At 48.4% G+C, this 26,868-nt stretch carries 21 protein-coding genes, 1 tRNA gene and 1 rRNA gene; 9 read left to right on the top strand and 14 right to left on the bottom strand.

The genetic code is table 11. The annotated features are described in order from the left end of the window. The 8 genes from HMPREF0999_RS10510 to mltG all read right to left on the bottom strand — a co-directional run. A 16S ribosomal RNA gene (locus tag HMPREF0999_RS10510) occupies window positions 1–1,248 on the bottom strand; the annotation flags it as partial. A 996-nt stretch (window positions 1,249–2,244) separates the two neighbouring features. After that, window positions 2,245–3,975: a bifunctional metallophosphatase/5'-nucleotidase gene (locus HMPREF0999_RS10500; protein ID WP_009275910.1), complete on the bottom strand. Its 1,731-nt coding sequence runs from the start codon at window positions 3,973–3,975 to the stop codon at window positions 2,245–2,247. Between the two features lie 18 nt (window positions 3,976–3,993). Continuing rightward, window positions 3,994–6,420 carry an alpha-L-rhamnosidase N-terminal domain-containing protein gene (locus HMPREF0999_RS10495; protein ID WP_009275909.1) on the bottom strand — a complete coding sequence of 809 codons (2,427 nt, stop codon included), beginning with the start codon at window positions 6,418–6,420 and terminating at the stop codon, window positions 3,994–3,996. A gap of 121 nt (window positions 6,421–6,541) precedes the next feature. Then, window positions 6,542–7,330, bottom strand: coding sequence for a 4Fe-4S binding protein (locus tag HMPREF0999_RS10490; protein WP_009275908.1), 789 nt, complete (start codon window positions 7,328–7,330; stop codon window positions 6,542–6,544). A 5-nt stretch (window positions 7,331–7,335) separates the two neighbouring features. Next, window positions 7,336–7,845: a TlpA family protein disulfide reductase gene (locus HMPREF0999_RS10485; protein ID WP_029257199.1), complete on the bottom strand. Its 510-nt coding sequence runs from the start codon at window positions 7,843–7,845 to the stop codon at window positions 7,336–7,338. 213 nt (window positions 7,846–8,058) lie between these two features. Beyond that, on the bottom strand, window positions 8,059–8,640 hold the full coding sequence (locus tag HMPREF0999_RS10480; protein WP_009275907.1) for an indolepyruvate oxidoreductase subunit beta: 582 nt from the start codon (window positions 8,638–8,640) through the stop codon (window positions 8,059–8,061). After that, window positions 8,637–10,238, bottom strand: a complete 1,602-nt coding sequence (locus HMPREF0999_RS10475; RefSeq protein WP_009275906.1) for a thiamine pyrophosphate-dependent enzyme — start codon at window positions 10,236–10,238, stop codon at window positions 8,637–8,639. Before HMPREF0999_RS10475 ends, HMPREF0999_RS10480 begins: the two co-directional genes overlap by 4 nt. A 104-nt stretch (window positions 10,239–10,342) precedes the next feature. Then, window positions 10,343–11,392 carry an endolytic transglycosylase MltG gene (gene mltG / locus HMPREF0999_RS10470; protein WP_009018288.1) on the bottom strand — a complete coding sequence of 350 codons (1,050 nt, stop codon included), beginning with the start codon at window positions 11,390–11,392 and terminating at the stop codon, window positions 10,343–10,345. A 139-nt stretch (window positions 11,393–11,531) separates the two neighbouring features. Here mltG and HMPREF0999_RS10465 point away from each other — a divergent pair. Together HMPREF0999_RS10465 and HMPREF0999_RS10460 are read left to right on the top strand one after the other, a co-directional pair. Further along, window positions 11,532–11,618, top strand: a tRNA-Ser gene (locus tag HMPREF0999_RS10465). Between the two features lie 139 nt (window positions 11,619–11,757). Continuing rightward, window positions 11,758–12,375 (top strand): recombinase family protein, encoded by a 618-nt coding sequence (locus HMPREF0999_RS10460; protein ID WP_009275905.1) that lies wholly within the window; start codon window positions 11,758–11,760, stop codon window positions 12,373–12,375. Between the two features lie 62 nt (window positions 12,376–12,437). Here HMPREF0999_RS10460 and HMPREF0999_RS10455 read toward each other — a convergent pair whose 3' ends face one another. The 4 genes from HMPREF0999_RS10455 to hypF all read right to left on the bottom strand — a co-directional run bounded on the left by HMPREF0999_RS10455 (window position 12,438) and on the right by hypF (window position 18,002). Continuing rightward, window positions 12,438–14,498, bottom strand: a complete 2,061-nt coding sequence (locus HMPREF0999_RS10455) for an acetate--CoA ligase family protein (RefSeq protein ID WP_005855031.1) — start codon at window positions 14,496–14,498, stop codon at window positions 12,438–12,440. Window positions 14,499–14,577: 79 nt separating this feature from the next. Then, window positions 14,578–15,330, bottom strand: a complete 753-nt coding sequence (gene hypB / locus HMPREF0999_RS10450) for a hydrogenase nickel incorporation protein HypB (protein WP_005865052.1) — start codon at window positions 15,328–15,330, stop codon at window positions 14,578–14,580. A 29-nt stretch (window positions 15,331–15,359) separates the two neighbouring features. Further along, entirely contained in the window at window positions 15,360–15,707 is a 348-nt protein-coding gene (gene hypA, locus HMPREF0999_RS10445; protein WP_005855027.1) for a hydrogenase maturation nickel metallochaperone HypA, read from the bottom strand. A gap of 12 nt (window positions 15,708–15,719) precedes the next feature. Then, window positions 15,720–18,002 carry a carbamoyltransferase HypF gene (gene hypF, locus HMPREF0999_RS10440; RefSeq protein ID WP_005855025.1) on the bottom strand — a complete coding sequence of 761 codons (2,283 nt, stop codon included), beginning with the start codon at window positions 18,000–18,002 and terminating at the stop codon, window positions 15,720–15,722. 159 nt (window positions 18,003–18,161) lie between these two features. Here hypF and HMPREF0999_RS10435 point away from each other — a divergent pair, with 159 nt between their 5' ends. Genes HMPREF0999_RS10435 through HMPREF0999_RS10405 form a run of 7 tightly spaced genes read left to right on the top strand, consistent with a single transcriptional unit; the run spans window position 18,162 to window position 24,600 of the window. Beyond that, complete coding sequence (locus tag HMPREF0999_RS10435) at window positions 18,162–18,395, top strand: HypC/HybG/HupF family hydrogenase formation chaperone (protein WP_005865048.1); 234 nt, start codon at window positions 18,162–18,164, stop codon at window positions 18,393–18,395. Then, entirely contained in the window at window positions 18,383–19,462 is a 1,080-nt protein-coding gene (gene hypD / locus HMPREF0999_RS10430) for a hydrogenase formation protein HypD (RefSeq protein WP_009275904.1), read from the top strand. The genes HMPREF0999_RS10435 and hypD overlap by 13 nt, the downstream gene beginning before the upstream one ends. A gap of 6 nt (window positions 19,463–19,468) precedes the next feature. Continuing rightward, window positions 19,469–20,518: a hydrogenase expression/formation protein HypE gene (gene hypE / locus HMPREF0999_RS10425; RefSeq protein ID WP_009275903.1), complete on the top strand. Its 1,050-nt coding sequence runs from the start codon at window positions 19,469–19,471 to the stop codon at window positions 20,516–20,518. Window positions 20,519–20,537: 19 nt separating this feature from the next. Beyond that, window positions 20,538–21,635: a hydrogenase small subunit gene (locus HMPREF0999_RS10420; protein ID WP_005855017.1), complete on the top strand. Its 1,098-nt coding sequence runs from the start codon at window positions 20,538–20,540 to the stop codon at window positions 21,633–21,635. A 15-nt stretch (window positions 21,636–21,650) separates the two neighbouring features. Then, window positions 21,651–23,372 (top strand): nickel-dependent hydrogenase large subunit, encoded by a 1,722-nt coding sequence (locus HMPREF0999_RS10415; protein WP_005855015.1) that lies wholly within the window; start codon window positions 21,651–21,653, stop codon window positions 23,370–23,372. A gap of 14 nt (window positions 23,373–23,386) precedes the next feature. Further along, complete coding sequence (gene cybH / locus HMPREF0999_RS10410; protein ID WP_008773316.1) at window positions 23,387–24,124, top strand: Ni/Fe-hydrogenase, b-type cytochrome subunit; 738 nt, start codon at window positions 23,387–23,389, stop codon at window positions 24,122–24,124. Further along, window positions 24,121–24,600 carry a hydrogenase maturation protease gene (locus tag HMPREF0999_RS10405; protein WP_008780248.1) on the top strand — a complete coding sequence of 160 codons (480 nt, stop codon included), beginning with the start codon at window positions 24,121–24,123 and terminating at the stop codon, window positions 24,598–24,600. The genes cybH and HMPREF0999_RS10405 overlap by 4 nt, the downstream gene beginning before the upstream one ends. Here the strand turns inward: HMPREF0999_RS10405 and HMPREF0999_RS10400 are convergent. Next, window positions 24,566–25,303, bottom strand: a complete 738-nt coding sequence (locus HMPREF0999_RS10400; RefSeq protein WP_005855011.1) for an MIP/aquaporin family protein — start codon at window positions 25,301–25,303, stop codon at window positions 24,566–24,568. The two genes, HMPREF0999_RS10405 and HMPREF0999_RS10400, sit on opposite strands and share 35 nt — an antisense overlap. A 56-nt stretch (window positions 25,304–25,359) precedes the next feature. Then, entirely contained in the window at window positions 25,360–26,859 is a 1,500-nt protein-coding gene (gene glpK / locus HMPREF0999_RS10395) for a glycerol kinase GlpK (RefSeq protein WP_008773317.1), read from the bottom strand. Window positions 26,860–26,868 lie beyond the last annotated feature (9 nt).

Raw genomic sequence — 26,868 nt, 5'->3', positions numbered from 1 at the left:
TCCCTTTGTCCACGCCATTGTAACACGTGTGTCGCCCCGGATGTAAGGGCCGTGCTGATTTGACGTCATCCCCGCCTTCCTCGCAGCTTACGCTGGCAGTCCCACCAGAGTCCTCAGCTTTACCTGTTAGTAACTAGTGGCAAGGGTTGCGCTCGTTATGGCACTTAAGCCGACACCTCACGGCACGAGCTGACGACAACCATGCAGCACCTCGCAAATCGCTATCGCTAGAGACTCTGTTTCCAGAGCTGTCGAAATGCGTTCAAACCCGGGTAAGGTTCCTCGCGTATCATCGAATTAAACCACATGTTCCTCCGCTTGTGCGGGCCCCCGTCAATTCCTTTGAGTTTCACCGTTGCCGGCGTACTCCCCAGGTGGATCACTTAACGCTTTCGCTGTGCCGCTTACAGTGTATCGCAAACAGCTAGTGATCATCGTTTACTGCGTGGACTACCAGGGTATCTAATCCTGTTTGATCCCCACGCTTTCGTGCATCAGCGTCAGTAATGGCTTGGCAGGCTGCCTTCGCAATCGGGGTTCTGCGTGATATCTATGCATTTCACCGCTACACCACGCATTCCACCTGCCTCAAACATACTCAAGCCTCCCAGTTTCAACGGCAATTCTATGGTTGAGCCACAGACTTTCACCGCTGACTTAAGGGGCCGCCTACGCACCCTTTAAACCCAATAAATCCGGATAACGCTCGGATCCTCCGTATTACCGCGGCTGCTGGCACGGAGTTAGCCGATCCTTATTCATAAGGTACATACAAAACGGGACACGTCCCGCACTTTATTCCCTTATAAAAGAGGTTTACGATCCATAGAACCTTCATCCCTCACGCGACTTGGCTGGTTCAGGCTCTCGCCCATTGACCAATATTCCTCACTGCTGCCTCCCGTAGGAGTTTGGTCCGTGTCTCAGTACCAATGTGGGGGACCTTCCTCTCAGAACCCCTATCCATCGTCGGTTTGGTGGGCCGTTACCCCGCCAACTGCCTAATGGAACGCATGCCTATCTATCAGCGATGAATCTTTAGCAAATATTCCCATGCGGGATCCCTGCTTCATGCGGTATTAGTCCGACTTTCGCCGGGTTATCCCCCTCTGATAGGCAAGTTGCATACGCGTTACTCACCCGTGCGCCGGTCGCCGGCGGGTATTGCTACCTCTGCTGCCCCTCGACTTGCATGTGTTAAGCCTGTCGCTAGCGTTCATCCTGAGCCAGGATCAAACTCTTCGTTGTTTAAATTGTTTTATCATATCCTCGCTCCGGAATCCGTTTATCGTAGTCCAAAGTCATACTCTATTGACGGTATCGATCCGGAAAATTTCTTCTCCTAATACTTGTACTACTTGTTGAATTATGTAAATCTCTCAAAGAACTCTTTTGTCGCTTTCGTTTTACGAACGTGGCTGCAAAGATAAGGACTTTTATTTTAAACTTCCAAATTATTCCGGAACTTTTTTTTCTAAAAGTTTGTTTCATCATTTTGTACCGGCGTTCTCTCTCGAATGCGGGTGCAAAAGTAGTGTTATAAAACATAACCTCCAAACTTTTCCGGTATTATTTTTCAAGTTTTTTTCACGAGGGGGATCGCGTACATTAGTAATACGTCGATATCCATTCTCGGCTCACGTGGCCCACCACGTGGCCTCACGTGTCACCACGTGCACTTAAAACAAGTGCTCCACGAGTACATTTGCACGTATGAAAACGACAAAAACGATCTTGGCCCCGATAGGAAATCACACAGAAAAAACGGCTTTTAGCTCATGAAATCATGCGAAATGCACTTGGTTTTAGTGCTTTCGGATCACGTAAACGTGGGTAAGGACCCATTATATCGCCCCCCCAAAGACCCAAAAAGCCGAAGAGGGAAGAACCACACAAACAACTGTATATCCACATGTTAAGGCATCAGGAAAATTCCCCGGTAAAAATCCTAGGGCGCAAAAGGCGCATCTTTACGCTTTCAAAGAAACATTTTTAGAAAAATAATATTTACATCACTCTACAGACAAGAGGGGTATAAACGTTATTTACAGAAAAAGTTTTAGAAACATACGTAAAGATGCGCCCCTTGCGCCCTAACCTATCAGCAACATCCCTAATACGGGATACAAAAAAGTCAATGGGACACGGCCGTAAAGTCATTGAGAAACCATCTCTATTCCATTGACTTTACCACCGTTTCCCATTGAGATACTATCGCAAACCAGACACTTCAAGGACGGAAACTCATTCTCCGAAAAGATACTTACAATCCCGTTCAGCCGCCGGTCTCGTCCAATCCAGAGGGATCATCTGCCATTGGTTTAAAGGTTGTGGGCTAAGTACGCCCTTTTCCTTTATATATTGAATCATATAATAACGGAGGTCTTTATCGGTCGAATGAATGATACGGCTCTTTAACTCGTCTTGGGGAATGCCGGCCCCTTTCGTCAATAGCTCGCCTCCTCCGTTACCCCGGTAAGAGTTGAGAGCTACCTTATACGTTTTATTCTCGTCGAAAGGCTTACCATCCGCCATTTTCAAGATCGTGATCTTCTCGCCCTTGGGTTTCGTTACATCCACGGTGTAAATGATACCGGCCGCAGAGTCAAAGTTAAAACTGAAGTTGACGAACGAAGCGTAATTCTCCTGTCCTTTCTTTCTCTCTTTCAATAATAAGAGATGATCGTCCGGAGATTTCATCCGGTTGGTCCACATAGCGTACGATTCCTCCAAGAAGCCTTTGATCTCGGCTCCCGTCAAATTCATCGTATAAAGCATATTCTCATATTTGTAAAGACTGAACATATCGCTGATCGTGATATCCCCTTTATCTATTTTTGCGTCAAAGGATAACGGGGCGGCAAAAGAGACGTCCGCACCAGTCAACTCCAATTGTAAAGAGTGAATAAAATCAATAAAAGCGGATGGCCCAAAGTAAGCGGGACGGGTCGCGATACTCTCCGTAAAAGTTCCCACCTTCTCGGAGACAAAATCATTCACCGCTTTGTATTGCGGAGCGAATTTCTCCATAAACTCTTCGCTAGGCTCCAACTTATCCACATCCGTCAAAACACCCGATACTTGTTTGTCCAAAACCTTTCCATGCTCCATCTTTAACACGACATCAACGGAACCGACTACACGCCCATTACTTGCCGGATTTATCAGTAACACGGAATCTCCCTCGATATTCGCCACCTTACCACAATACCGGCGATGATCATGCCCCATCATAACCACATCGAAGCCCGGAATGCGCTGGGCAACCTCCATCGACGCATCCTCACGGTACTGGCCAGACATGGTACGAGCCTCGTTTCCCGCATGAAAGATACCTACCACAACATCCGGCTTCTCCTTCTCCTGAATGATCTTCATCCATTTACGGGCCGTCTCTTCCATATCGGCGAAATAAAGACCTTGCCACAGAGTCTCCGGCAACCATACAGGAATAGCCGGAGTAATCATCCCCAGTACAACGATCTTCACACCGTCACGCTCAAATACCTCATAGGGCTTTAAATAGGTCTCCCGGTCGGAGGTACGGATAATATTGGCACCCAAGATTGGGAAATCACATTGTTTGATCCAACGATCGAAAACGGCATGGCCAGCCTCTACATCATGGTTACCCATATTTCCCGCATTGTACCCCATATAATTCATCATGGCGGAAGCTATATGCGTAGAGACCGTATCCATGAAATTATAATAATACGCCGAAGGTTGTCCTTGCAAGATATCGCCATTATCCAATAGCAAAAGGTTATCGCCATACGCCCGGCGTTCTTCTTGCACGAACGAATATACCCGTGCCAGACTTCCTCCCCACTCCCGCTGCTCGATAAAATTATACGGGAAGAAGTTTCCATGGATATCACTGGTTTCCACTAATTTCAACTTTACTTCCTTCGTTGTCGCCGACAGACCGAGAGCGACCAGCAGCAATAAGGCAATTGAATAAACTCGTCTCATATCAGGATTTTAGATAGATTAATGACGCAAAGATAACGAAATAACCTGTTCGCCCGGTTTCAACGGGATTTCTTTTCCATCCCAGATAAATATACCCGTAGTACCTTCCGGCAAGACCAGACGGGCGGTTCCCTCACCTCTCTCATCCAATTTATAAGCGGCGGTCACGCTTCCAAGCGGATGTGGGATCGTACCGGAAACCTCCTTCAGTTTTCCCAAAGACGGAGCGATCCGTATCTTCCTAAATCCGGGAGCATCGCTATCTATCCCCAACAAGATCCGGTAAAACTCGATATTCGGACTGGCTCCCCAAGCATGGCAATCAGAACGAGATGGCTCCGGCATCTCTGCCCATGTGGTCAATCCCAACGCCATCTGATCCCGCCATATTTGTAAGTTATCCAAGAACTGATCCCCTAAACCGGAAACTTTCAACGCTTGATTCAAGTAATAACGGAAATAGATTGTACACTGGATCAAGCTCGTATCCGCCAAGGTTTGGTTCATCACCTTTACGGCCTCCTCCCCTTTCGTAACCCCAGTCAAGATCGCCAAGGCGTTCACATGCTGGGAATAGCCGCGATGATCCTGCGTATCGGCGAATAGATTACGGTCAGCGTCCCAATATTTCGGGCGGATCGTCTTACGCATCTCGATAGCGATCTTCCGGTAATGATCCGCCATGGCAGGGAGGCCGATCGCTTGTTCCATCTCCACCGCAAACTCCAAGGTCATTATATACATCAAATCTTGGAGCGCCGAGTTTCCCTCTTTCTCCCGTATCGGCTCGCCATAATCAAAACCGGCCGCCCAATCCACGAAGAACCAATGAGGAACGTACGACAAACTATAATCCGGCTTCAACCATTGCTCGTACCACGACAAAACCTGACGGTAAGCGGGAAGCAAGGTCTTCATGTATGCCTCATCCCCACGGTACATCCAATAATCGTGCCCCATACAAATCCACCAGAGAGAGAACGAGGATATAAACTGATGTACGCTAGACGGATATCGGCTCATCGTAATCCCTTCCGCCACCATGGACTGCCGTCCTTGCTCTATGGCATTCTTCACCATATAAGGGTCTGATGTATTATACATGGAAATCATTGCCTGTATGCGTGTATCCCCGAAATATTGCAGTTGCTCGTAATACGGGCAGTCCATATACGTCTCATTGGCGCACAGACGGGCGGTACGCCATCCTATCTCGAGCATACGGCCCAGCTCCTCATGTCCCGGAGCGGAGAAAGTGGTCTCGTTACGGAAAGGATAGGCAGAGAAAGTCCCATACATATCCTCGATCACCAAAGGCTCGGAAGCCGTCTTCACTTTCAACTCCACATATCTCCATGTACGCCACCACAGGGACGTGAAGAGACGATTATCTCCCCCATCAGCCAGTATCTTATCCCCGTACCCGATAAACTGCTTATCCGTCAACTCGTCCCGATGTCCCTTGCCATTCAACGCATACGATTTAGTGGTCGATTCCTCTTCTTGCTTATAGAGGGCTTCCGAATAACCGATATGGATCTCGGCCTCCTTTCCTTTGCTGAAGGCTAAGGAGAAATAACCCGTCGTCAGGTAATCATTATCCAGAAGCAAGCGGACCTCCGTATTCGCCGGGATCGTCAAAGCTTTTGGCCAGTAAGGAAATCCTTGCGGGCATTCGATCCCTTCCGACCGGCGGAGCTTGGCCAGACGCTCGATCCGGCTGTCCATCGGAGGTATCGGGCTAGGAACCAGCAACCGTCCCGGGTAATCTCTCGATCCTTTCGTGGCACCCTCCATGCCCCGTACGGCCTTCTCCCATTTCCTGTCGTCGTAATCCGGTTGTTCCCAGCCCCAAGGATAAGCGGAGGCTTCCAGTTCCTCGCCCGGGCCAGCCACGTAATACCCCAATACCTGCCATTCGGTCCAAGGAGCATACGCCTTATTACGCAGGCAGACCCAAGTGGTATCCGTATTTACCACCGCCTCATGCCCCGTATTGCCTTGCAGGATAAAACCCGTCTGATCGTAACTGATCTGGGCGACAGGTTTACGCTCGGCATAATTCCAGACAACGGAGGCCAGCGTATTCTTCCCTTTCCTCAGATAAGGAGCCAGATCCACCGTCTCGAAACTCCAGTTATAGATATCCCCACGGGCCGGGCCCAAGGATACCAATTTCCCGTTTACATATAATTTATAACGGTTATCGGCGGAAACATGGACGATAAACCGGGAAGGAACCACCTCCAGATCGAACGATTTACGAAAATGATAGACCCCATATACATTCGGAGCCTCACCCGGGTAGGAGATCCAACGGGCTTTCCATCGTCCCTCGAAAAGAGAAGGATCGATCTTCTCCTGATTATACCCTTTCAGGCTAATCTGGGAGGAAAGGGAGAAGGCTTGAAACACAAAAAGCAAAAGGAATAAATAGGTTTTCATACAAACACGGTATTATTTGAGATTAACGATCCGAACAAAGGTACAAAAAAAGAGAAAGCGCCAAAAGAACTTTTGCCTTTTGACGCTTTCCCTCACAATATACCGGATACCCGGTCCTCCATTAGAAGAATATCTCCGGCTCCCGGCGTGCGCTAAAGTTCTTATGGAGCATCGCCGTGTAAGGAGTATCGAAAGTACGTGCGCCCTCGGGACACTCTTTCACGCAGGCGCAACATTTGATACATAGGTTCGGGTCGCTATACATACCCTCGTCTGCCAAGGATATCGCATGTGTAGGACACACATCCACGCAATACTCACATTGCGTACATAAATCGTTATCCGTAACAGGAGCTTGAGGAGTGGAAGGGCCTTTCACCCGATACGGGAAATTACCTTTCACCTCCAAGGCGGACAAGCATTCCATGCAGGAAACCTTCTCCAGCTCCTCGATAATCTTTTTCCCGAATTCCGTAGCCTGCTTAAGATCCGACTCGTCCGGACGCCCCTCAGCAATGGGCATCCCCTTGCGGCTGAAAGAATGCTCACCGATAAACGCTCCGGCAGCCACAGGTACGAACCCCTGCTCCGACACTAAATCACAGAGCTCTTTCAAAGCATCCTCATAATCCCGGTTCCCATACAATACCACGGGGACTACCGGCGCATGGTGGGCAGAACGGAACATGCGAAAACGTTCCATGGCAGTCTCCGCCACACGGCCACCGTATACAGGAGCGGCTATAATCGTCAGCTCATCATCAATATACTCTTCCATATCCAGACTCTCACAAGTGACATCCGACTCGGACATCGAAGTGGCACCCATTCCTTCCGCTATCGCGTAAACGATCTTGGCGGACGTGTGTGTCGGAGAAAAATAAATTAAATGTATGTTACTATATTTCATGATTCTTATTTTAACGCACCCTCTATTTTAGTCATTAACTCAGCAAATTCCTCGTCGGTATAGCCTTTGCTCGTATAAATGATCTTCCCGTCTTTTCCGACCAAATAGCCACGAGGGATCAAGTTCTTGGCGAAAGCGCCGAAAATAGCCCGGTCCTTATCGGGATACAATGGAAAATCGAAGCCTTTTTTCTCGTTATATTTCTGTAGATCGGCATCGGAATGCTCACGCCCGATCACCAAGAGAACGAAGTCCTTGTTGTTCTTGTATTTCGGCCAGAGGGTTTGTTGGACAGCGGCCAATTCTTTTTGGCAAGGAGGACACCAAGTGGCGAAAAAATTCACGAGGATCACTTTTCCCTTCAACGAAGCGGACTGCAACTTACTCCCGTTGTCGGAAACAATCGTAAATGACGGCATAGTATCACCGACCTTCACGATATCGGAATTATCCTCCTGAGCTTTGCCTACGAAAGCCAATAACGCTAGTAAACTAACCAATAAATACTTCTTCATAACCTTAATCATTTCTCGTTTAGGATTCAGCGACAAAGATACATTAAAATTCTCATCAAACCGCATAATTCTAAGGCTTACGAAAGTTCTACGGTGCCGTACCTACCCCTCGACAGCTCTTCTAAAAGTTCTAGGGGGTTAGATGTTAAAAAAAACGTACGTGAAACCCGGAGATGTCACGTACGCTGATATCATGCAAACCCGGAAAAAGATTTACCGCAGACTTTGCGCTAAGTCATAACCGGCTTTCAACGCCTTTAGGTTCATATTAACTATATCCTCGCCCTTACGACCGAATATCTGACGGATTCCCGCCTCGATCTTATCATACTCGATCCCGATAAATGGGGTAGCAGCCCCCAGCATCACGATATTGGCGGCACGGACAGAACCCGCTTCCTTGGCGATCTCCTCCACGTCCAATACGACCTTGTGAGGGAGTTTGTCCAACTCGGCGTTCACTTTCTCGATCTCCGGATAGTTCGGGATGTTCACGAACGGACGGGAGTTCGTCACCAGCCAACCCTCTTTCTTCAGGTAAGGCAGATAACGCAAGCTCTCCATCGGTTCCAAGGAGATGATCAAATCGGCGTGGCCCTTCGGGATCAAGTCCGAGGCGATCGGCTCGTCGGAAAGACGCAGGTTAGACTGCACGTCTCCCCCCCGTTGACTCATACCGTGTACTTCCGCTTGCTTCATATACAGACCTTCTTTTAAGGCGGCATCTCCAATAACGGCGGCGATAGAAAGGATACCCTGTCCTCCTACACCTGATAGTATAATATCTGTTTTCATTTCTTGCTTGCTTTTTTCTTTCTGGTTAATGTCTGGATACACTCACGGCGGGGGATCAATACGGATACGCCCTTGTACTCGATTTCCTCACGGATGATAGACTTCATCTCCTCGAAGTTCTTTTTTAAAGGAACCATCACACGGATGTGAGCCGGGTCCACACCGATACCGGCGCAGATAGATTCCAGACGTCCCGTTCCGGCGGAATCCTGCCCTCCGGTCATGGCCGTTGTCTCATTATCGGAGATAACGATGGTGATATTCGTGTTCTCGTTCACGCAATCCAGCAAACCAGTCATACCGGAATGGGTAAACGTAGAATCGCCGATCACGGAGATAGCCGGGAATACACCCGCGTCGGAAGCACCCTTCGCCATCGTGATAGAGGCCCCCATATCGATACAAGAATCGATCGCACGGAAAGGAGGCAAAGCTCCCAAGGTATAACAGCCGATATCGCCAAACACCTTAGCCGTACCGTTATACTCGGCGATCACCTCGTTCAAGGCCTCATACATATCCCGGTGTCCACAACCTTGGCACAATGCGGGCGGACGTTGCTCAACCACCTCGGGGATCGCATAATAGCTCTGGATCTCCTTACCCAAGGCTTTGCCTACCGCATCTGGCGTAAGCTCGCCGTCACGCTGAAGCGTACCGTCCAGACGGCCATGAACCGTCACTCCCTTCCCCAAGAAACCCTTCAATTGCTCCTCCACAACCGGATATCCCTCTTCCAGCACCAAGATCTCCTTACACTCGCCAACGATCTTCTCGATTTGCTTTCTCGGAAGCGGATACTGGGAGATCTTCAATACGGGATGCTCGAAACCGTCCGGATAATTCTCGGAAAGATAATTGAAAGCGATACCCGTCGTGATGATACCCAAGTCTTTATTCGGGGCATCGAAATACTTATTATATGCGGAATTCTCGGAAGCTTCCGTGAAAGCCTCTTGAGACGCCAGCAAACTCTTGAAACGTTTACGGGCCAATGCCGGGAGTAAGATAAAACGTTGGCGACCGTCTTCCGGACAATTCATCCGGTTCTCCGGCTTCAACGGACTGGTTACGACACCGGCACGAGAATGCGCCATACGGGTCGTTACACGCAGCAAGATAGGATACCCTAATTTCTCGGATAACTCGAATCCATGATATACCATATCATAAGCCTCTTGCTGGCTGGATGGCTCAAACATCGGGATCATGGCGAAATTGCCATAAACACGGTTGTCTTGCTCATTCTGGGAAGAGTGCATGGATGGGTCGTCGGCCGTAAGGATGATCATACCTCCGTTGATACCGCTCATAGCGGCGTTCATAAAGCAATCGGCGGCTACATTCAAACCCACGTGCTTCATGCAGCAAAGCGCACGTTTACCGGCATAGCACATACCCAAAGCGGCTTCCATGGCGGTTTTCTCATTCGCGCTCCAGCGACAATGGATACCTCTTTCCTTCGTTACCGGAGAACCTTGGATATATTCTGTGATTTCAGTAGAAGGGGTTCCCGGGTATGCGTACACCCCGGAGATACCAGCGTCTATAGCGGCTTGCGCTATGGCCTCGTCCCCCAAAAATAAATGTTTTTCCATGTGTATCTGTTTTCTTAATATTGACTATTCACACTATTTAGCTGCCAAAGGTAATGAAAAATGTTCAATTTAGAATGAGAGACTTATGATTTATACTAGATCCATTACCGTATCCGGCGCCTATTCAACTCCGCCCGATACCGGTTGGCATTGCGGTTATGCTCCGCCAACGTCACGGCGAAATTATGCCGTCCCGAGAAATCCTCCTTAGCGCACATGTATAAGTATTTATGTTTCGTATGATTCAATACGCTATTCAAGCCCTTGATAGTAGGAATCCGTAGAGGACCGGGAGGTAGGCCCGCATATTTATAGGTATTATAGGGAGAATCTATTTCCAAATGCTCAAATAAGATACGTTGCAAAGAAAAATCCCCCACCGCAAACTTTACGGTAGGGTCCGCCTGTAAAGGAATACCGGCACGAAGGCGGTTGATATAAAGACCCGCCACGATTGGATATTCGTCCGATGCCGCCGTCTCCTCTTCTACGATAGAAGCCAAGATAGATACCTCAACTGGAGTAAGCCCGATCTCCTCTGCCTTTTTCAATCGTTCCGGTGTCCAGAAAGCGTCATATTCACGCTTCATGCGACGTATAAATTTATCCGCGGATATATTCCAATAAATCTCATAGGTATTAGGAATGAAAAGGGCATGGATCGTTTCCGGGGTAAAACCTAAAGAGTCGCAATACACGGAATCATTCAATAGACGCAGGAGATTTTCCTTCCCGAACATCAATTGATCACTTATACGTTCCGCCAAATCTTCCTTGAAACGGATATTATTAAAAGTAACCCGGGTCGCTACTTGATGTCCTCTCCGCAAGTCATTCAATAAGGTTAAATTACTCATGCCGGGCTTCACGGCGTATCGACCGGTACGCATGGACGCAGGATACTTCAACAATCCACTCAATTGCTTAAAGCTACCGATACGGAGACAGTTCGCCGAATCACTCAACTGCCGGCAAAGATCATCAAAATCCTTTTTATCATCTATATAGACATAGACCGTCTTATCCGGCTTAAAATTCGGAGCCCAAGCCAAACGGTACACCCAAAAGCCTCCACCGCCTATCAAAACAACGAGAATCGCTATCAAGGCGATAATTATCGGACGCCTCGATAAAATTTGTTTGTTCAAATCCATGAATAATCTATTGAATATCAGAATAAGGCACAAAAGTAGTATCTTTTTTCGAAAAAAATGATGTGCAAAGCCTTGTTTATTTAAAATTATAGTTCTACCTTTGCATCGCAATTCTAAGGAAGAAGCACAGAACACACAAGGAAGTGTGGGTGAGTGGCTGAAACCACCAGTTTGCTAAACTGACGTACTCGTTAGGGTACCGGGGGTTCGAATCCCCCCGCTTCCGCAAAGAGCCAACTAATAAATTTATTAGTTGGTTTTTTTGTTTTTAAGCCAACCGAATTAAAGTGTTTCATATATTTGTCATATTTGAACTTATCGTAAGTCGATCTGTTATTAAAAGGAGATAATTAAATATATACATTATGACAATTGCTTTTATCCGAACATATAACAATAAGCAAAACTCCGAGGTCCAAGAAGCTGTGATCCGGGAATTTGCAGAATCTCAGAAGATAGAGATCAGGAAGTGGGCTAAAGAGGTGGGAAATAGTCCTCGTGCGAACCGCAGACTGGAAAGTATTGTCAAATCTTTAAGTCCCGGGGATGAGATACTTGTGTCCGATATATCCCGTGTGAGCCGTAAGATGATCGAGATCATCCATATCATTTTGCTTTGTATAGAGCGAAAGGTAACGCTCCGTAGCGTAAGCGACGGATATGTGTTCGAGGATAATATCGACAGTAAGACTTTGGCCTTTACCTTCGGTCTGGTCTCTGAGATCGAGCGAAAGCTGGTCTCTATCCGTACGAAGGAAGCCCTTGCCTTGATCAGAAGTAAAGGTGTGGTGCTGGGCCGTCCGAAAGGTAGTCAACAAATGGGACGCTTGGAGCCTTATAAGGAACAAATCGAGAAAGACTTGAAAGACCCGAGCTTGACTTACGCTCAGATAGCGGAGAAATACAATGTATCGTTAAGTAGCTTCAAACGCTTTCTGAAAGAGTATCTTCCCGATAAGAAAAAGAAGAAGACTAAAAAATAAGAAAAGCTCCTTTCACCTCTGCTAAGTATATTAGCATTCAGTAGTGAAAGGAGCTTGTTTTTTTATTTCTCTATACGGATACGGGCGTCTACAGCGAACAAGCCTCTATCCGTAGCCACCAACGGATTTATATCCATTTCCTTTATCTCGCTGGCAAAACGCAATAAGGTAGAGAGGCGAACGATAATGTCCGCATATTGTTGCTCGTCGATACCCTTTTGCCCACGTGTACCTTTAATGATCGGATACCCTCTCAAAGAACGAATCATTGAATAAGTCTCATCGTATGACAACGGAGCCAAACCATAAGACACATCTTTCAATACCTCCACGAAGATTCCACCCAACCCGCAAAGTACCACATGGCCGAAACGATCCTCATATTTAGCTCCCAAGAATAATTCCTGTCCTTTCAACATCGGTTGTACCATGATGCCCGTAACACCCGGCAGACGCATCATACGTTCATACTCGAACAATAAATGCTCTTCTCCACGGATATTCAAGGCCACACCACCGATATCGCTCTTATGCACAGGCCCTACAACCTTGGCTACCACCGGATATTTCACCTTCTTGGCAAAAGCCAGCAACGCATCCCTATCATCCGAAGCATATTCCTCCACTAACGGGATATTAGCGGCACGCAACAATGTACGCACTTCCTCCGGATTTAAATAACCGCTACCCGGCAACCGATCTATGATACGACGAACTTCCGGTACATCCACGCCATATAGCTGGATATCCGTGCTCATCGGTTTCGGCGTATTGATCACCCGTGAAAGGGCAGTACCCAATGTCACCTCGTCCGAGAAGTTCACATGGCCTTTCTTGACAAAGCTCTTCACTTCCGGTCCGGCCGTTACGATAGACGGTAATATCGGGAAGATCGGCTTCTTGCACTCTTCCATCTTTTTATGAAGTACCTCGTAGGTATCATAAAGTTTTACCAAACCGGGACTACCGAAGATGACCATCATCAAATCCACATTATCGAAACGATTCTCACAGAAATCGATGGCTGTAGCCAAATGTTCCGGTGTCCCCGTACCGATAATATCAATCGGATTACCGACAGCGGCACCCGGATACAGTTTGGATTTCAACTCATCAGCGATAGGGCCTTCCAAACTAGGAACATTCAAACGCCCCTTGGATAAAGCGTCCGCCAACATTACCGCAGGCCCTCCGGCATGTGTCACGATCGCACAATTCTTCCCTTTCACGTCTTTCAAGGTAAAGATACTCGCCACGGTAGTCAATTCCTCACGGCTAAAACAACGCACGATACCCGCCTTACGGAACAAAGCCTCCACGGCAGAGTCCGAACTAGCGATAGCGCCCGTATGCGAAGAGGCAGCTCGCTTTCCCGACTCCGTACTTCCCGCCTTGATAGCGGCGATCTTGCATCCCTTACGTATCAAGGAAGACGCATGATACAACAATTTATCCGGTTGCTTGATTTGCTCGATATACAACATCTTGATCTTGGAATCCAATACCGGATCAAAGTTCCGATCCATATATTCAAGGATATCCTCTACTCCATTCTGCTTGGAGTTTCCAACCGACCAAACAGAAGAGAAACGCAGCCCTTTTGTCAGCGCCGACTCGATAATGAACAAGGCCGTACCGCCGGAGCTAGAGATGAAATCCACGCCATCGGGATGGAATTCCGGTATCGGTTGCGTAAACACGCCATGATAATTCATATTCATCAACCCGATACAGTTCGGGCCGATCAAGGAAGCTCCCGCCTCATTCACGACATCCAGCATCTGTTGTTCCAAGATACCGCCTTCGTGTGTCTCCTCGCCGAAACCGGCTGAGATCACGATAAAAGCTTTTACCCCCTTTTGCCGGGCCAGCACTTCCATCACCTCGGGGCACGATTTACTCGGAATCGAGATGATCGCCAACTCCGTCTCCGGGATATCATGTACAGAAGGATAAGACTTGACGCCTTGCACGTCTGTCTCCTTGGCGTTTACCACACATAATTCTCCTTTATATTTTCCATCCAACAGGTTTCGCACGATACGACCGCCCGGTTTATGTACGTTGTTGGAACCTCCCACCACTACGATGCTTTGAGGATTAATCAATTCTCGGTTAATCATAACATTTTGATTAGTTAGATTCAATGAATGGGAGCAAATATAGTTTTTTTCTCCATTTATTCATTAAAACCCGTGGTATTTATTTACACTTTGCACTCTCTGTCTGCAACCAGTCACACCATGCATCCATCCCGTCTCCTTTCGTGGCGGATACCTCGAATATCTGGAGATGGTGATTTACCTTCAAGGCGTTTTCCCGAAGCACTTCCACTTTTGTATTCAGATAAGGAGCCAGATCAATCTTGTTGATTACGCAGATATCTGCCTCCTGAAAGATATGTGGGTATTTCAACGGTTTATCATCCCCCTCCGTCGTACTCACGATAACGACTTTCTTGGACTCTCCGAGATCGAACATGGCCGGACAGACCAGATTGCCGACATTCTCTATAAAAAGGATCGCTCCCTCCTTCGGATTCAGATGCTTAACGGCATGATTGACCATGTCGGCTTCCAAATGACAGCCGGTACCGGTATTTACCTGAAACACGGGAATCTCCAACGCCGCTATACGGTCGGCATCGTTTGAGGTTTGTTGATCACCTTCTATCACATAGATCGGTCGCTTCGCTTTCAAACGGCGGATCGTCTCTTCCAGCAAAGTTGTCTTACCGGATCCGGGCGAACTCATCAAGTTCAGGCAGAACAGGTTCTTAGCCTCGAAATATCCCCGGTTTCGCTCCGCCAATAAGTTGTTACGTTGAAGTATATCTTGTTCCAGATTGATTACGATCCCTTCATCAGGATGGTGATGATGTTCATGGCCATGAGAATGCTCATGCGTATGATCGTGATGGTGATGATGCTCTCCGCATCCGCAAGTTCCGCACATAGTATTTAAGTTTTTATTTCATTAATATATCATTCCTTTTTAATAACAATCGACTTCACCCGAAGTTCCTTCCCTTTAAGGATTTTAACTAAATAGGAGCCACAATGGGGACAAGGGGAAAACAAGGCGTTCATTGGGAAAATGGTCTCACAGTCGCTACACTGTCCTTCCCCCTCAATATAATGACGGATAATCCGGGCCTTTTCCAGCTTGCTACCTTTTATGGCGCTATCCAATGCGAACTCTAAGGTTTGGATCTCTACGCCGGACAAATGTCCTATCTCTAACTCCAACTCTTCGACCACCGAGGCTCCCCGGTTATCCGCTTGTTCCTCGACCAGCTCCACGATGCTACGGGCTATAGACAACTCATGCATATCTGATCTCTTTTAAAAGGGAGTCACCGAGGCGATCGTTAATTGCCCCACGGCTATCCCCCCATCGTTACAAGGTATACGAGACGGAATATAGACGGGGACCCCAGCCATGATGAACTGTCTCCTCATCGACTCCGTCAATAATTTATTCTGGAAACATCCTCCCGAGATAACCACTTGTGTCGCTTTCGTCCGTTTAATCAACAAGCGGGCTTTCTGCACAAACAAGGAAGCCAATGTCGTATGGAAACGGGCGGATATCAAGCTCACCGGGACCTCGTTCGTCTTATCATGCAATAATGCCTCAAACAAAGAATAAAAAGAGATTTCCTCTCCCTCCGCCGAGACTGGATACGCATAAGCGTTCCTCTCTCCCATCGCCGCCTGCTCCAATAAGACCGGAGCCTCCGCTTGGTGGCTGGAGACATCGCAAATCCCCAATAAAGAAGCTACCGCATCAAACAGCCGGCCAGCGCTGGATGTATAGGGTGTATTCACACCTTTCTCCATCATTCGTTCAAGCATAGCGATCCTTTCCGTGCCTATGCGTTCCACGAAATCGGCCGGATAAGGAATACCCGACGGTTCGTCCTTGAAATAATGCCACAAATAGGCGACAACCATTCGCCATGGCTCCTCAGCCGCCTTGTCGCCTCCCGGTAACGGGACATACTCAAAATGGGAAAGGCGACGGTATTTCGCTCGGTCACAAAAGAAGAACTCGCCTCCCCAAACCTTACCATCATCACCCAGACCTGTCCCATCCATCACGATAGCGAGAACCGGCTCATTCAATCCATGCTCCAACATACAAGCAGCGGCATGAGCATGATGATGTTGTACCTTTAATAAAGGTAAGGAAAGAGATTTCGAGATACGTTCCGCCTCTTGGCTGGAAAGATAATCCGGATGCAGATCACAAACCAATCGCTGGAGATTGAAACGAAACAAATGACGAAACCGCTCCATAGATTCCGTATAGAACCGGAAAGTCTCCCAGTTCTTTAAGTCGCCAATATATTGACTTTGCAGGATCGTCTCTCCTTTTCCCAAAGCGAACGTGTTCACTTTCTCCGCACCGAAAGCCATGATCCCTTCCACATTTGTATCCGTGAAAAAGGGTTCCGGCACATAGCCTCGGGAACGACGGATCAAGCAGGGTTGTCCTCCGCAGACCTGCAACACAGAATCATCTACCCGGTTATGGATCGGGCGATTATGATGCAAGAGGATCGCTACCTTTCCCGCTAATTGCGCCTCCGCATCCTCTGGGGTGATCGCTATCGGCAAATCGCTTAGATTCCCGCTGGTCATTACCAACGCAGGTATCCCTGTACGAGCAAACCAATCGTAATGAATCGGCATATAAGACAACATACATCCTAGCGTATGCATGCCCGGATTGATTCCGGAAGCTAACCGGCTCCGTTGCCTCAGCAGCACGATCGGACGGCGCCAAGAGACGAGGCATCGCTCCTCCATCGGCTCCGTTGCCGTATAGACTTGCAAATGTTCCAGATCACGGAACATAACAGCGAATGGTTTGGTATCCCGCTGCTTTATCTCTCGCAGACGGGCAACCGCTCTCTCGTTCGAGGCATCACAAATCAAATGATAGCCTCCGATTCCTTTAGCCGCAATAACCTCTCCACCAAGCAATAGACGAGAGGTAAGTTTCAATAAGGTCTCATAATCGATATAAGTCTCCTCGTTATAAGTCGCGTAATAAGTCGGGCCACAATGATTGCAAGCGACCGGTTGGGCATGGAAACGGCGATCGATAACATTCGTATATTCTTTCTCACAATCGGGACACATAAGGAAACCGCCCATCGTTGTCTGCGAACGGTCGTAAGGAAGGTCCCGGATAATAGAGAAACGAGGGCCACAATGCGTACAATTAATAAAAGGATATCCGATTCGATGGGGTTGCGTAGTCCGGTCTCGCATACAATCCGCACAAACAGCGATATCCGGGGAGACCTGCGTGACCTCATCCGATTCTGAATGGCTGGGCGTAATCGTAAAATCGTCAAAATCATCTTCATCCATTTCCGTAGATGTATAGGAGATCCGATGGATATAAGCGACACGAGGATGCTCGGTCCGTATACGACTTATCAGCAAATCCCGATCATCCGGAGTAGCGGCAACCAATATACGTACTCCATTATTCATATTCTCCACACAACCTTTCATCCCCAGATCTTTAGCGATCCGGTAGATAAAAGGGCGAAAACCAACCCCTTGAACCAAGCCTTGAATAATCAACGCATATACTTTATTCTTCGCCATAGCACAAATATAGGAATAAATGTCTAATCAGACACGAATCGACTATCGTATTTACTAAAGAGATATTATCTATCATCTTATAAATAATATTTATCAATTTTATCTTTCCCTCTTAAACATATTAAGTATCTTTGAGGTTACTAAATAAATTGAAACGATATGTGTTTAGCGGTACCCGGAAAGATTATCTCAATCGATCGAAGCATCCCCGAAATGACCATGGCTAAAGTTGATTTCGGAGGCATCCTAAAGAATATATGTATTGAATGGGTGGATGTGAAACAGGGGGATTATATCCTCGCTCACGCAGGGATCGCTATATCTGTTGTAGATGAGAAAGAAGCGGAGGAAACACTGAAAGACCTTAAAGAATTACAAAAGTGCGTTTCGTAGACGAATATAGAAGCAACGAGAAGGTACAAACTCTTCTGGAGGCCATCCGCAAAAAGGTGACACGACCTTGGTATATCATGGAGATTTGTGGCGGGCAAACACATGCTATCGCCCGTTATCGGCTGGAAGAGATGTTGCCGCCGGATCTTCAACTACTCCATGGGCCGGGTTGCCCGGTCTGTGTAACACCGGTCGAGACAATCGACTACGCCTTGAAGTTGGCGACACAGCCGAATGTGATCTTAGCCTCTTTCGGGGATATGATGCGAGTTCCGGGAAGTAAGGAGGATTTATTGAGCGTAAAAGCGAGAGGAGCGGATATCCGTATGCTATATACGCCCTTGGATGCCCTATCACTGGCCGAGGAGAACCCGGATAAGGAAATCGTATTCTTCGCAATTGGTTTTGAGACGACCGCACCTGTCCACCTCATGGCTTTGAAAGAGGCCATACGCCGAGGACTTCCGAACTTTTCCATATTGACTTCCTTATTCACGGTACCACCCGCTATCGAGGCTATCTTATCAGATCCGGAAAGCAAAGTGAATGGCTTCCTGACAGCCGGACATGTCTGCGCCATCACAGGCAACAGGGCCTATCACCGATTAGCCGCCCACTATAAAATCCCGATGGTCGTCACCGGATTCGAGCCGGTAGATCTATTATATGGCATTTATCGCTGTGTCTCCCAGTTGGAAGCCGGAAGTTATGAGGTAGAGAACGCTTACAAACGGGCCGTTCCCGAGCAAGGGAATGCCGCCGCCCGCCAACTTATGGACGAGATGCTGGAACCTTGCGACCAAGACTGGCGGGGCATCGGAATCATCCCCTCCAGCGGGCTTCAACTTCGGTCCGAATATAAAAGATATTCCTCCCGAATGAGATTTCAATTGTGTCCGGAAGAAAACCGGATCGCATCCGAATGTATCGCCGGACTGATTATGAGAGGTTTGAGACAACCCTCGGACTGTCCCCATTTCGGGAAGGCCTGCCATCCCACCCATCCGCTGGGAGCCCCGATGGTCTCCTCGGAAGGGGTTTGTGCCGCTTATTATAGATATAAATAGAAAGATATGGATATACACTTGAATTGCCCGATTCCTTTTACCGACTCAGACCGTGTGCTACTGGCGCACGGAGGGGGAGGACGCATGACACACCAACTGATCAGCCAAGTATTTTATCCGGCTTTCCGGAACCCATTATTGGAGCAGGATCATGACGGATGCGTGTTTCTTATGGAAGAAGGGCGACTGGCCTACTCTACCGACTCCTTCGTGGTAGACCCGATCTTTTTCCCCGGAGGAGATATCGGTGATCTGGCGATCAACGGGACCGTTAACGATCTGGCTTGTTGCGGTGCCCGTCCTTTGTATCTGACCGCCGGGTTTATACTGGAAGAGGGCTTGCCTCTAGCAGATCTTCAGCGTATCGTACAATCCATGAAACGTGCGGCGGAGCGTGCCGGCGTACAGATCGTAGCCGGGGACACAAAAGTGGTGGAACGGGGCAAGTGCGATAAATTGTTTATCAACACCAGTGGGATCGGGATCGTCCCTCCGGGCATACGAATCGCCCCAGACCAAGCCACTCCCGGCGATGTCGTCATTTGTAGCGGCCCGATTGGTCTACATGGTATCACGATCCTTTCCGCACGGGAAAGCTTGGGATTCGAGACGGATCTAAAAAGTGATACCGCTTCGCTAAACATTATGATTTCTGAGCTGTTACATACTATAGGAGAGGTACATGTCTTACGTGATCCCACCCGAGGTGGCGTAAGCGGAACCCTCAACGAGATCGCCCAAGACGCTGGTGTGGATATCCTGCTGGACGAAGACGCCCTGCCTATTCCTGAAGCGGTACGTGCCGCATCCGAGATGCTAGGATTAGACCCGCTCTATATAGCGAACGAAGGATTAGTTCTTGTGATCCTGCCGGAAAGCCGTGCGGAACAAGCGTTACCCCTTATGAGAGGTTTCGAGGAGAGCAGGCAAGCGACCGTTATCGGTCGTATCACCAAGCAAAGCGGAGAGCAAGCCCGGGTCAAGATGAAGACATTATACGGTAACTACCGGATCATCGATATGCTAAGCGGGGAACAACTCCCCCGTATTTGTTAGAATACTTAATTGCTGAGATATGGAAAATAAAAGACCGTCCGTTTACGAAGAGTGCCGTCAGAAAGGCATCTCCCGCCGGGACTTCCTGAAGTTCTGTACCACCATGGCCGCCCTTATGGGATTGGAGGCTTCGGGAGTGGCACAGGTAGTAAATGCCTTGGAGACGAAACCCCGCCTTCCGATCATCTGGCTACACCTACAGGAATGTACCTGTTGTACCGAATCGTTTATCCGTGCCGCCCACCCGATCGTGGCGACCTTGTTGTTAGACAAGATTTCCCTAGACTATACCGAGACGCTGATGGCCGCCGCCGGCGAACAGGCCGAGGCCGCTAAGGAAGAGACCATGAAAAAGTATTACGGCAATTATCTACTGATGATCGAGGGGTCGCTACCTACCAAGGACGAGGCTTATTGTTGCGTAGGCGGCAAGAGTGCCTTGCAGATCACCGAAGAGGCCGCCGCAGGAGCTAAAGCGATCATCGCTTGGGGCAACTGCGCTTCCGCCGGTTGCGTGCAAGCGGCGAACCCGAATCCTACCGGCGCTAAAGGTATTCATAAAGTCATCAAAGGTAAACCTATTATTAATGTACAAGGCTGTCCTCCGATCGCCGACGTGATGGCGGGTGTCATTATTTATATGTTGACTTTCGAACGCATGCCGCAATTGGATGGATTGGGCCGTCCGAAGATGTTCTACTCACGCCGGGTACATGATACGTGCTACCGCCGTGCGAATTTCGACGCCGGCTTGTTCGTGGAGAGCTTCGACGATGAGAACGCCAAGCATGGCTACTGCTTGTATAAAGTGGGATGCAAAGGTCCGAGCACCTATAACTCGTGCGGTATCATCAAATGGAACGAGGGCACCAGTTACCCGATCCAGAGCGGTCACCCCTGTTTGGGTTGCAGCGAGGAGAATTTCTGGGACAACAGCCCGTTCTATAAACGTATGCCCGATATACACGGATTCGGTATCGAGGCCACGGCGGATCAGATCGGTCTGGCTCTAGGAGCCGCTACCGCCGCCGGTATCGCCGTACATGCCGTAGCAACTAACATACGGAAAAAAGAGCTTATCGACAATGATGAGCCGGAAAGTAAATCTACGATCTAATAAAACACTACTATCATGTCAGAAAGAATTGTCATAGACCCCATTACCCGTATAGAAGGCCACCTGCGGGTAGAGGCTGAAATAGAAGGTGGCACGATCAAGAACGCTTATAGCTCGGGTACTATGGTGCGGGGCATCGAGAATATCGTAAAAGACCGGGATCCCCGGGATGTATGGGCTTTCGTAGGCCGTGTTTGCGGCGTATGTACTTCCATCCACTCGCTTGCCTCGGTACGGGCGGTCGAGAACGCACGGGGTATCGTGATCCCTCCCAACGCCAGTATGGTTCGTAATATCATGCAAGCCGTATTGTACATGCATGACCATACGGTGCATTTCTATCAATTGCATGCATTGGATTGGGTAGATGTGGTATCCGCCTTAAAAGCCGATCCAAAAGCCGCCGCTTTACTTGCCCAGCAACTTTCTCCATGGGCAAAGAATACCGAGGGGTATTTCACCGCCACTCAAGAACGACTAAAGAAGTTCGTTGCCAGCGGGCAGCTTGGTATATTCGCCAATGGGTATTGGGGACATCCGGACTATAAACTTACGCCGGAACAGAACCTTATCGCTACCGTCCATTATCTGGACGCATTGGAATGGCAGAAAGAGGTCGTCAAGGTACACGCTGTGTTCGGGGGCAAGAATCCGCATCCAAACTATATCGTAGGCGGTATGCCTTGCAGCATCGACTTAAATGAGGCCAATGCGATCAACGCAGATCGACTCGCTCTGGTAAAGCAGAAACTAGAGGAGGCGAAAACTTTCATTAATCAAGTGTATATCCCAGATTTATTGATGATCGCCAACGTCTATAAAGACAAATGGAGTAAGATTGGCGGAGGCGTACGAAACTATTTGTCTTACGGAGACTACCCGGTGTTCGATCTCGGGGAAGTGGAAAGTTATAAGATCCCCAGAGGAATCGTCTTGGATCGTGACCTTAGCAAGGTACATCCCGTAGACGCTAACTCCCCGGAAGAAATCAAGGAGTACATTTATCATTCATGGTATAAATACACGCAAGGAGACAAAGCCGGTTTGCATCCCTACGAGGGAGAGACCCATCTGGAATATACTGGCCCTCGTCCCCCCTATAAGTTATTGGACGTAGAGGATAAATATAGTTGGATCAAGACGCCACGGTGGAAACAGGAACCAATGGAAGTGGGTCCGTTAGCCCGTTTGATCGTAGCTTACGCCGCAGGGAAGGAACCTCAAAAGAGTATCGTAGACGAGACTTTACGTCAGCTTGACTTACCGGTAGATGCTTTATTCTCTACCCTAGGACGTACCGCCGCTCGTGGATTGGAATGTAGAATGGCAGCAGACTGGGCCCTTGAGTTTTTCAACCAATTGATCAAGAACCTCGAGAACGGGGATTCCCGGATGGCAAACAGTGCCGAATGGGAACGGGAGAACTGGCCCGATCATGAGCAAGGCGTAGGATTGGCCGAAGCTCCCCGTGGAGCATTAGCCCATTTTATCGTGATCGACAAGAACCGGGTAAAGAACTACCAGATGGTAGTGCCTACTACTTGGAACGCCTCACCGAGGGATGAGAACGGCGTATTGTCCGCCTACGAATCCGCTTTGATCGGTACGCCGATATACGATCCGAAGCAACCCCTAGAGATTCTTCGGACGATCCACTCTTTCGATCCTTGTCTGGCTTGTGCCGTGCATCTGTATGACGAGGAAGGAAAATATGTGCACCAAGTTGATACATTCTAAAAAACAATAGAGCCATGAAGAGTCGTAAGAAACGTTTAAGAGAAGTGTATGTATGGGAATTACCCGTACGTATCTATCATTGGGTGAATGCGCTCTGTATCGTCATACTCTGCGTGACAGGCTTTATCATCGCCGATCCTCCCGCAATCATGTCCGCTTCGGAGGCTTATTTCAGCTATTGGTTCGGCGTGGTTCGGTTTATCCATTTCGTAACAGCGTTCGTATTCTTCTTCAATTTCGTATTCCGGCTTTATTGGGGATTCGTCGGGAATCGTTATGCCAGATGGAATAACTTCATCCCTTTAAAGAAATCCCAATGGAAAGAGGTATTGGAGGTGATCAAGGTAGATATCTTGATGATTAAGAACAAACCGGTAGACAGTATCGGGCATAACGCCTTGGCTAGCTTGATTTATTTCGGAACTTTCTGGGCATTTTTGTTACAAAGTATCACAGGATTCGGCCTGTACGCGAAGATGAGCCAGTCCTTCTTCCCGCAACTGTTCGCATGGACAGTTCCCTTGATGGGCGGGGATTTGATGGCTCGCCAGATTCATCATTTCCTGATGTGGTTCTTCATCCTTTTCGCTATCGTTCATATTTATCTGGTATTTTATCATGACTATATCGAGCAACGTGGCGAGACTTCGTCCATCATCGGTGGCTGGAAGTTTATCGAGGAAGACATAGCGGACAAAGAAGAGGTAACCGAGACTGCCGAGACTATCACTAAGATCGCTAAAAAAGGATGAAAGCGGAGAAGGAAACATTAGTATTAGGAGTAGGCAATTTATTGCTGAAAGACGAAGGTGTAGGCATACACGTTATCAAGGCTTTAGAAAACGAGAAGCTCCCGGCTCACGTCCATTTGATGGACGGGGGCACGGGAGGGCTTCATTTATTAAGTTGGCTGCAAGGATATGACCGTATCATCATGATCGATGCCACGCTGGATAATAACCTTCCGGGCACCGTCCGTCTGATCCAACCTCGTTACGCCACCGACTTTCCCCCGCTCATGAGCGCCCACGAGATCGGTCTAAAAGATATGATCGACGCCATGATCCTGACCGACGATCTCCCGGAAACCCATCTCATTGTCATCTCCACCCTCAATATCAACGAGGTCGGAATGGATCTGACACCCGAGGTAAAAGCGGCGGTTCCGAAAGTGATCCGGATGATACAAGAGATTATTTCAATACATAATAGAGCATACCGGCAATAGCGGCCCCAGCTATCGGCCCTAAAACAGGTACCCAAGCATACTCCCAATGGCTGCTGCCTTTTCCCTTGATCGGCAAAATAAAGTGTATGAACCGGGGAGCTAAATCACGGGCAGGGTTAATCGCGTAACCGGTAGTTCCACCTAAGGAAAGGCCGATTACCCAGACCGTAAACGCTACCGGAATGGCACCTACCGAACCTAAACCTATCGGCAAGGTACTATTGCTTTCGTAGGTTAGTTCTCCGTCCGTTATAAAAAATACGACAAACATCAAGGCGAACGTACCGATCATCTCACCTAAGAAATTAATTGGATAATCTTTGATAGCAGGACTCGTACAGAATACGCCTAATTCCGCATCCGGATCATCCGTAGCGTTGAAGTGATCCTTATAAACCAGCCAGACCAATAAAGCGCCCAAAGCGGCACCTATCATTTGCCCGGCTATATAAGTACATACATCACACCAAGGGAAAGTCCCTCCGATCGCCAAGCCGATCGATACCGCCGGATTCAAATGTGCGCCACTATAAGGGCCGGCTACCACAACACCGATAAATACGCCTAAAGCCCAAGCGGTCGTTATCGCTATCCAGCCCGCTCCATTGCCTTTTGTTTTCGACAAACAGACATTCGCTACAACTCCTCCTCCCATCAGGATCAAGAGCATAGTCCCTAATAATTCCGCTAAAAATGGAGACATAAGATAATAATTTAAGAATTTGTTAACTTGTTAATCTGCCTATAAGATGATTTTCATTATTCAGCCCAATTCTGAGAACGCCCCACCGCCTTATGCCATTCGTTCAATAATTTACGGGCGGTATCCTCTTTCATTTGTGGGTTAAAGACCTTATCCAAGCACCATTGTTCTTTCAGTTCATCGATATCCTTCCAATAGCCGATCGCCAAGCCCGCCAAATAAGCGGCTCCCAAAGCAGTCGTCTCCAATACATTCGGACGTACGACCGGACAGCGGCAGATATCGGACTGGAATTGCATCAAGAAGTTATTAGCGATAGCACCGCCATCTACCCGAATCTCTTTCGGCTTGGCGTGAATATCGTTTTCCATGGCCATCAATACATCATATACTTGATAGCAGATGCCCTCCAAAGCCGCACGGGTTAAATGAGCCGCCGTAGTTCCGCGGGTAATCCCGATAATAGCGCCACGTGCGTATTGATCCCAATACGGCGCACCCAAACCCGTTAACGCCGGCACAAAATAAACACCCCCATTATCACTGACGGATTTCGCCATTTGCTCCGTAATCGAGGCATTCGGAATCAAGCCGATCCCATCCCTCAACCATTGAACGACGGCACCTCCCACAAAGACACTACCTTCCAGCGCATAGGTCGTCTGATCCCCTAATTTCCATGCGATCGTTGTCAATAGGTTATTCTGGGAAAGAACGGGTTCCTTGCCGGTATTCAGGATCATAAAGCAGCCGGTTCCGTAGGTTGTCTTGATCATACCATCCTCTACGCAGAGCTGGCCGAACAGAGCCGCCTGTTGGTCGCCGGCCATACCGGATACCGGGATGCCTTTCTTAAAAATAGGAGTTGATGTCTCGCAGTAAACCTCGCTACAGGCTTTCACTTGCGGTAACATCGAGGCAGGTATCGTAAACAAGTCCAATAACTCTTGATCCCATTGCAAAGTACGGATATTGAAAAGCATGGTACGGGAAGCGTTCGTCACATCCGTAATGAATTGAGCGCCCCGGGTAAGTTTCCAAACCAGCCAAGTATCTACCGTACCGAAGCATAGCTCTCCCCGCTCCGCACGCTCCCGGATACCCTTTACGTTATCCAATATCCATTTTATCTTCGTGGCGGAGAAATAAGCGTCGATCACCAATCCGGTCTTCTGCTGGATACGTTCCGCCCAGCCTTGCGATTTAAGTTCCTCGCAATAATCCGCCGTACGGCGATCCTGCCATACGATCGCGTTGTATACGGGAAAGCCAGTCTCCCGGTCCCAGATGATGGTAGTCTCCCGTTGGTTAGCGATTCCGATACAGGCGATATGGCTATCCGTGACATCCGCTTTTGCCATCGCCTCCTTGATGACAGACGATTGGGTGTACCAAATCTCATTCGGGTCGTGCTCTACCCAGCCCGGTTTCGGGAAATACTGTTGGAATGGTTTCTGAGCCAACGTAATAATAGTTCCTTGATGATTAAACAGGATAGCCCGGGAGCTAGTGGTTCCCTGATCGATCGCCAACACATATTTATTTCGAAAATTCATATCCTTCTA

The organism is Parabacteroides sp. D25 (assembly GCF_000307475.1).
GTDB classification, from domain to species: Bacteria; Bacteroidota; Bacteroidia; order Bacteroidales; family Tannerellaceae; genus Parabacteroides; species Parabacteroides distasonis.
This window is presented reverse-complemented; position numbering and strand designations above follow the sequence as displayed.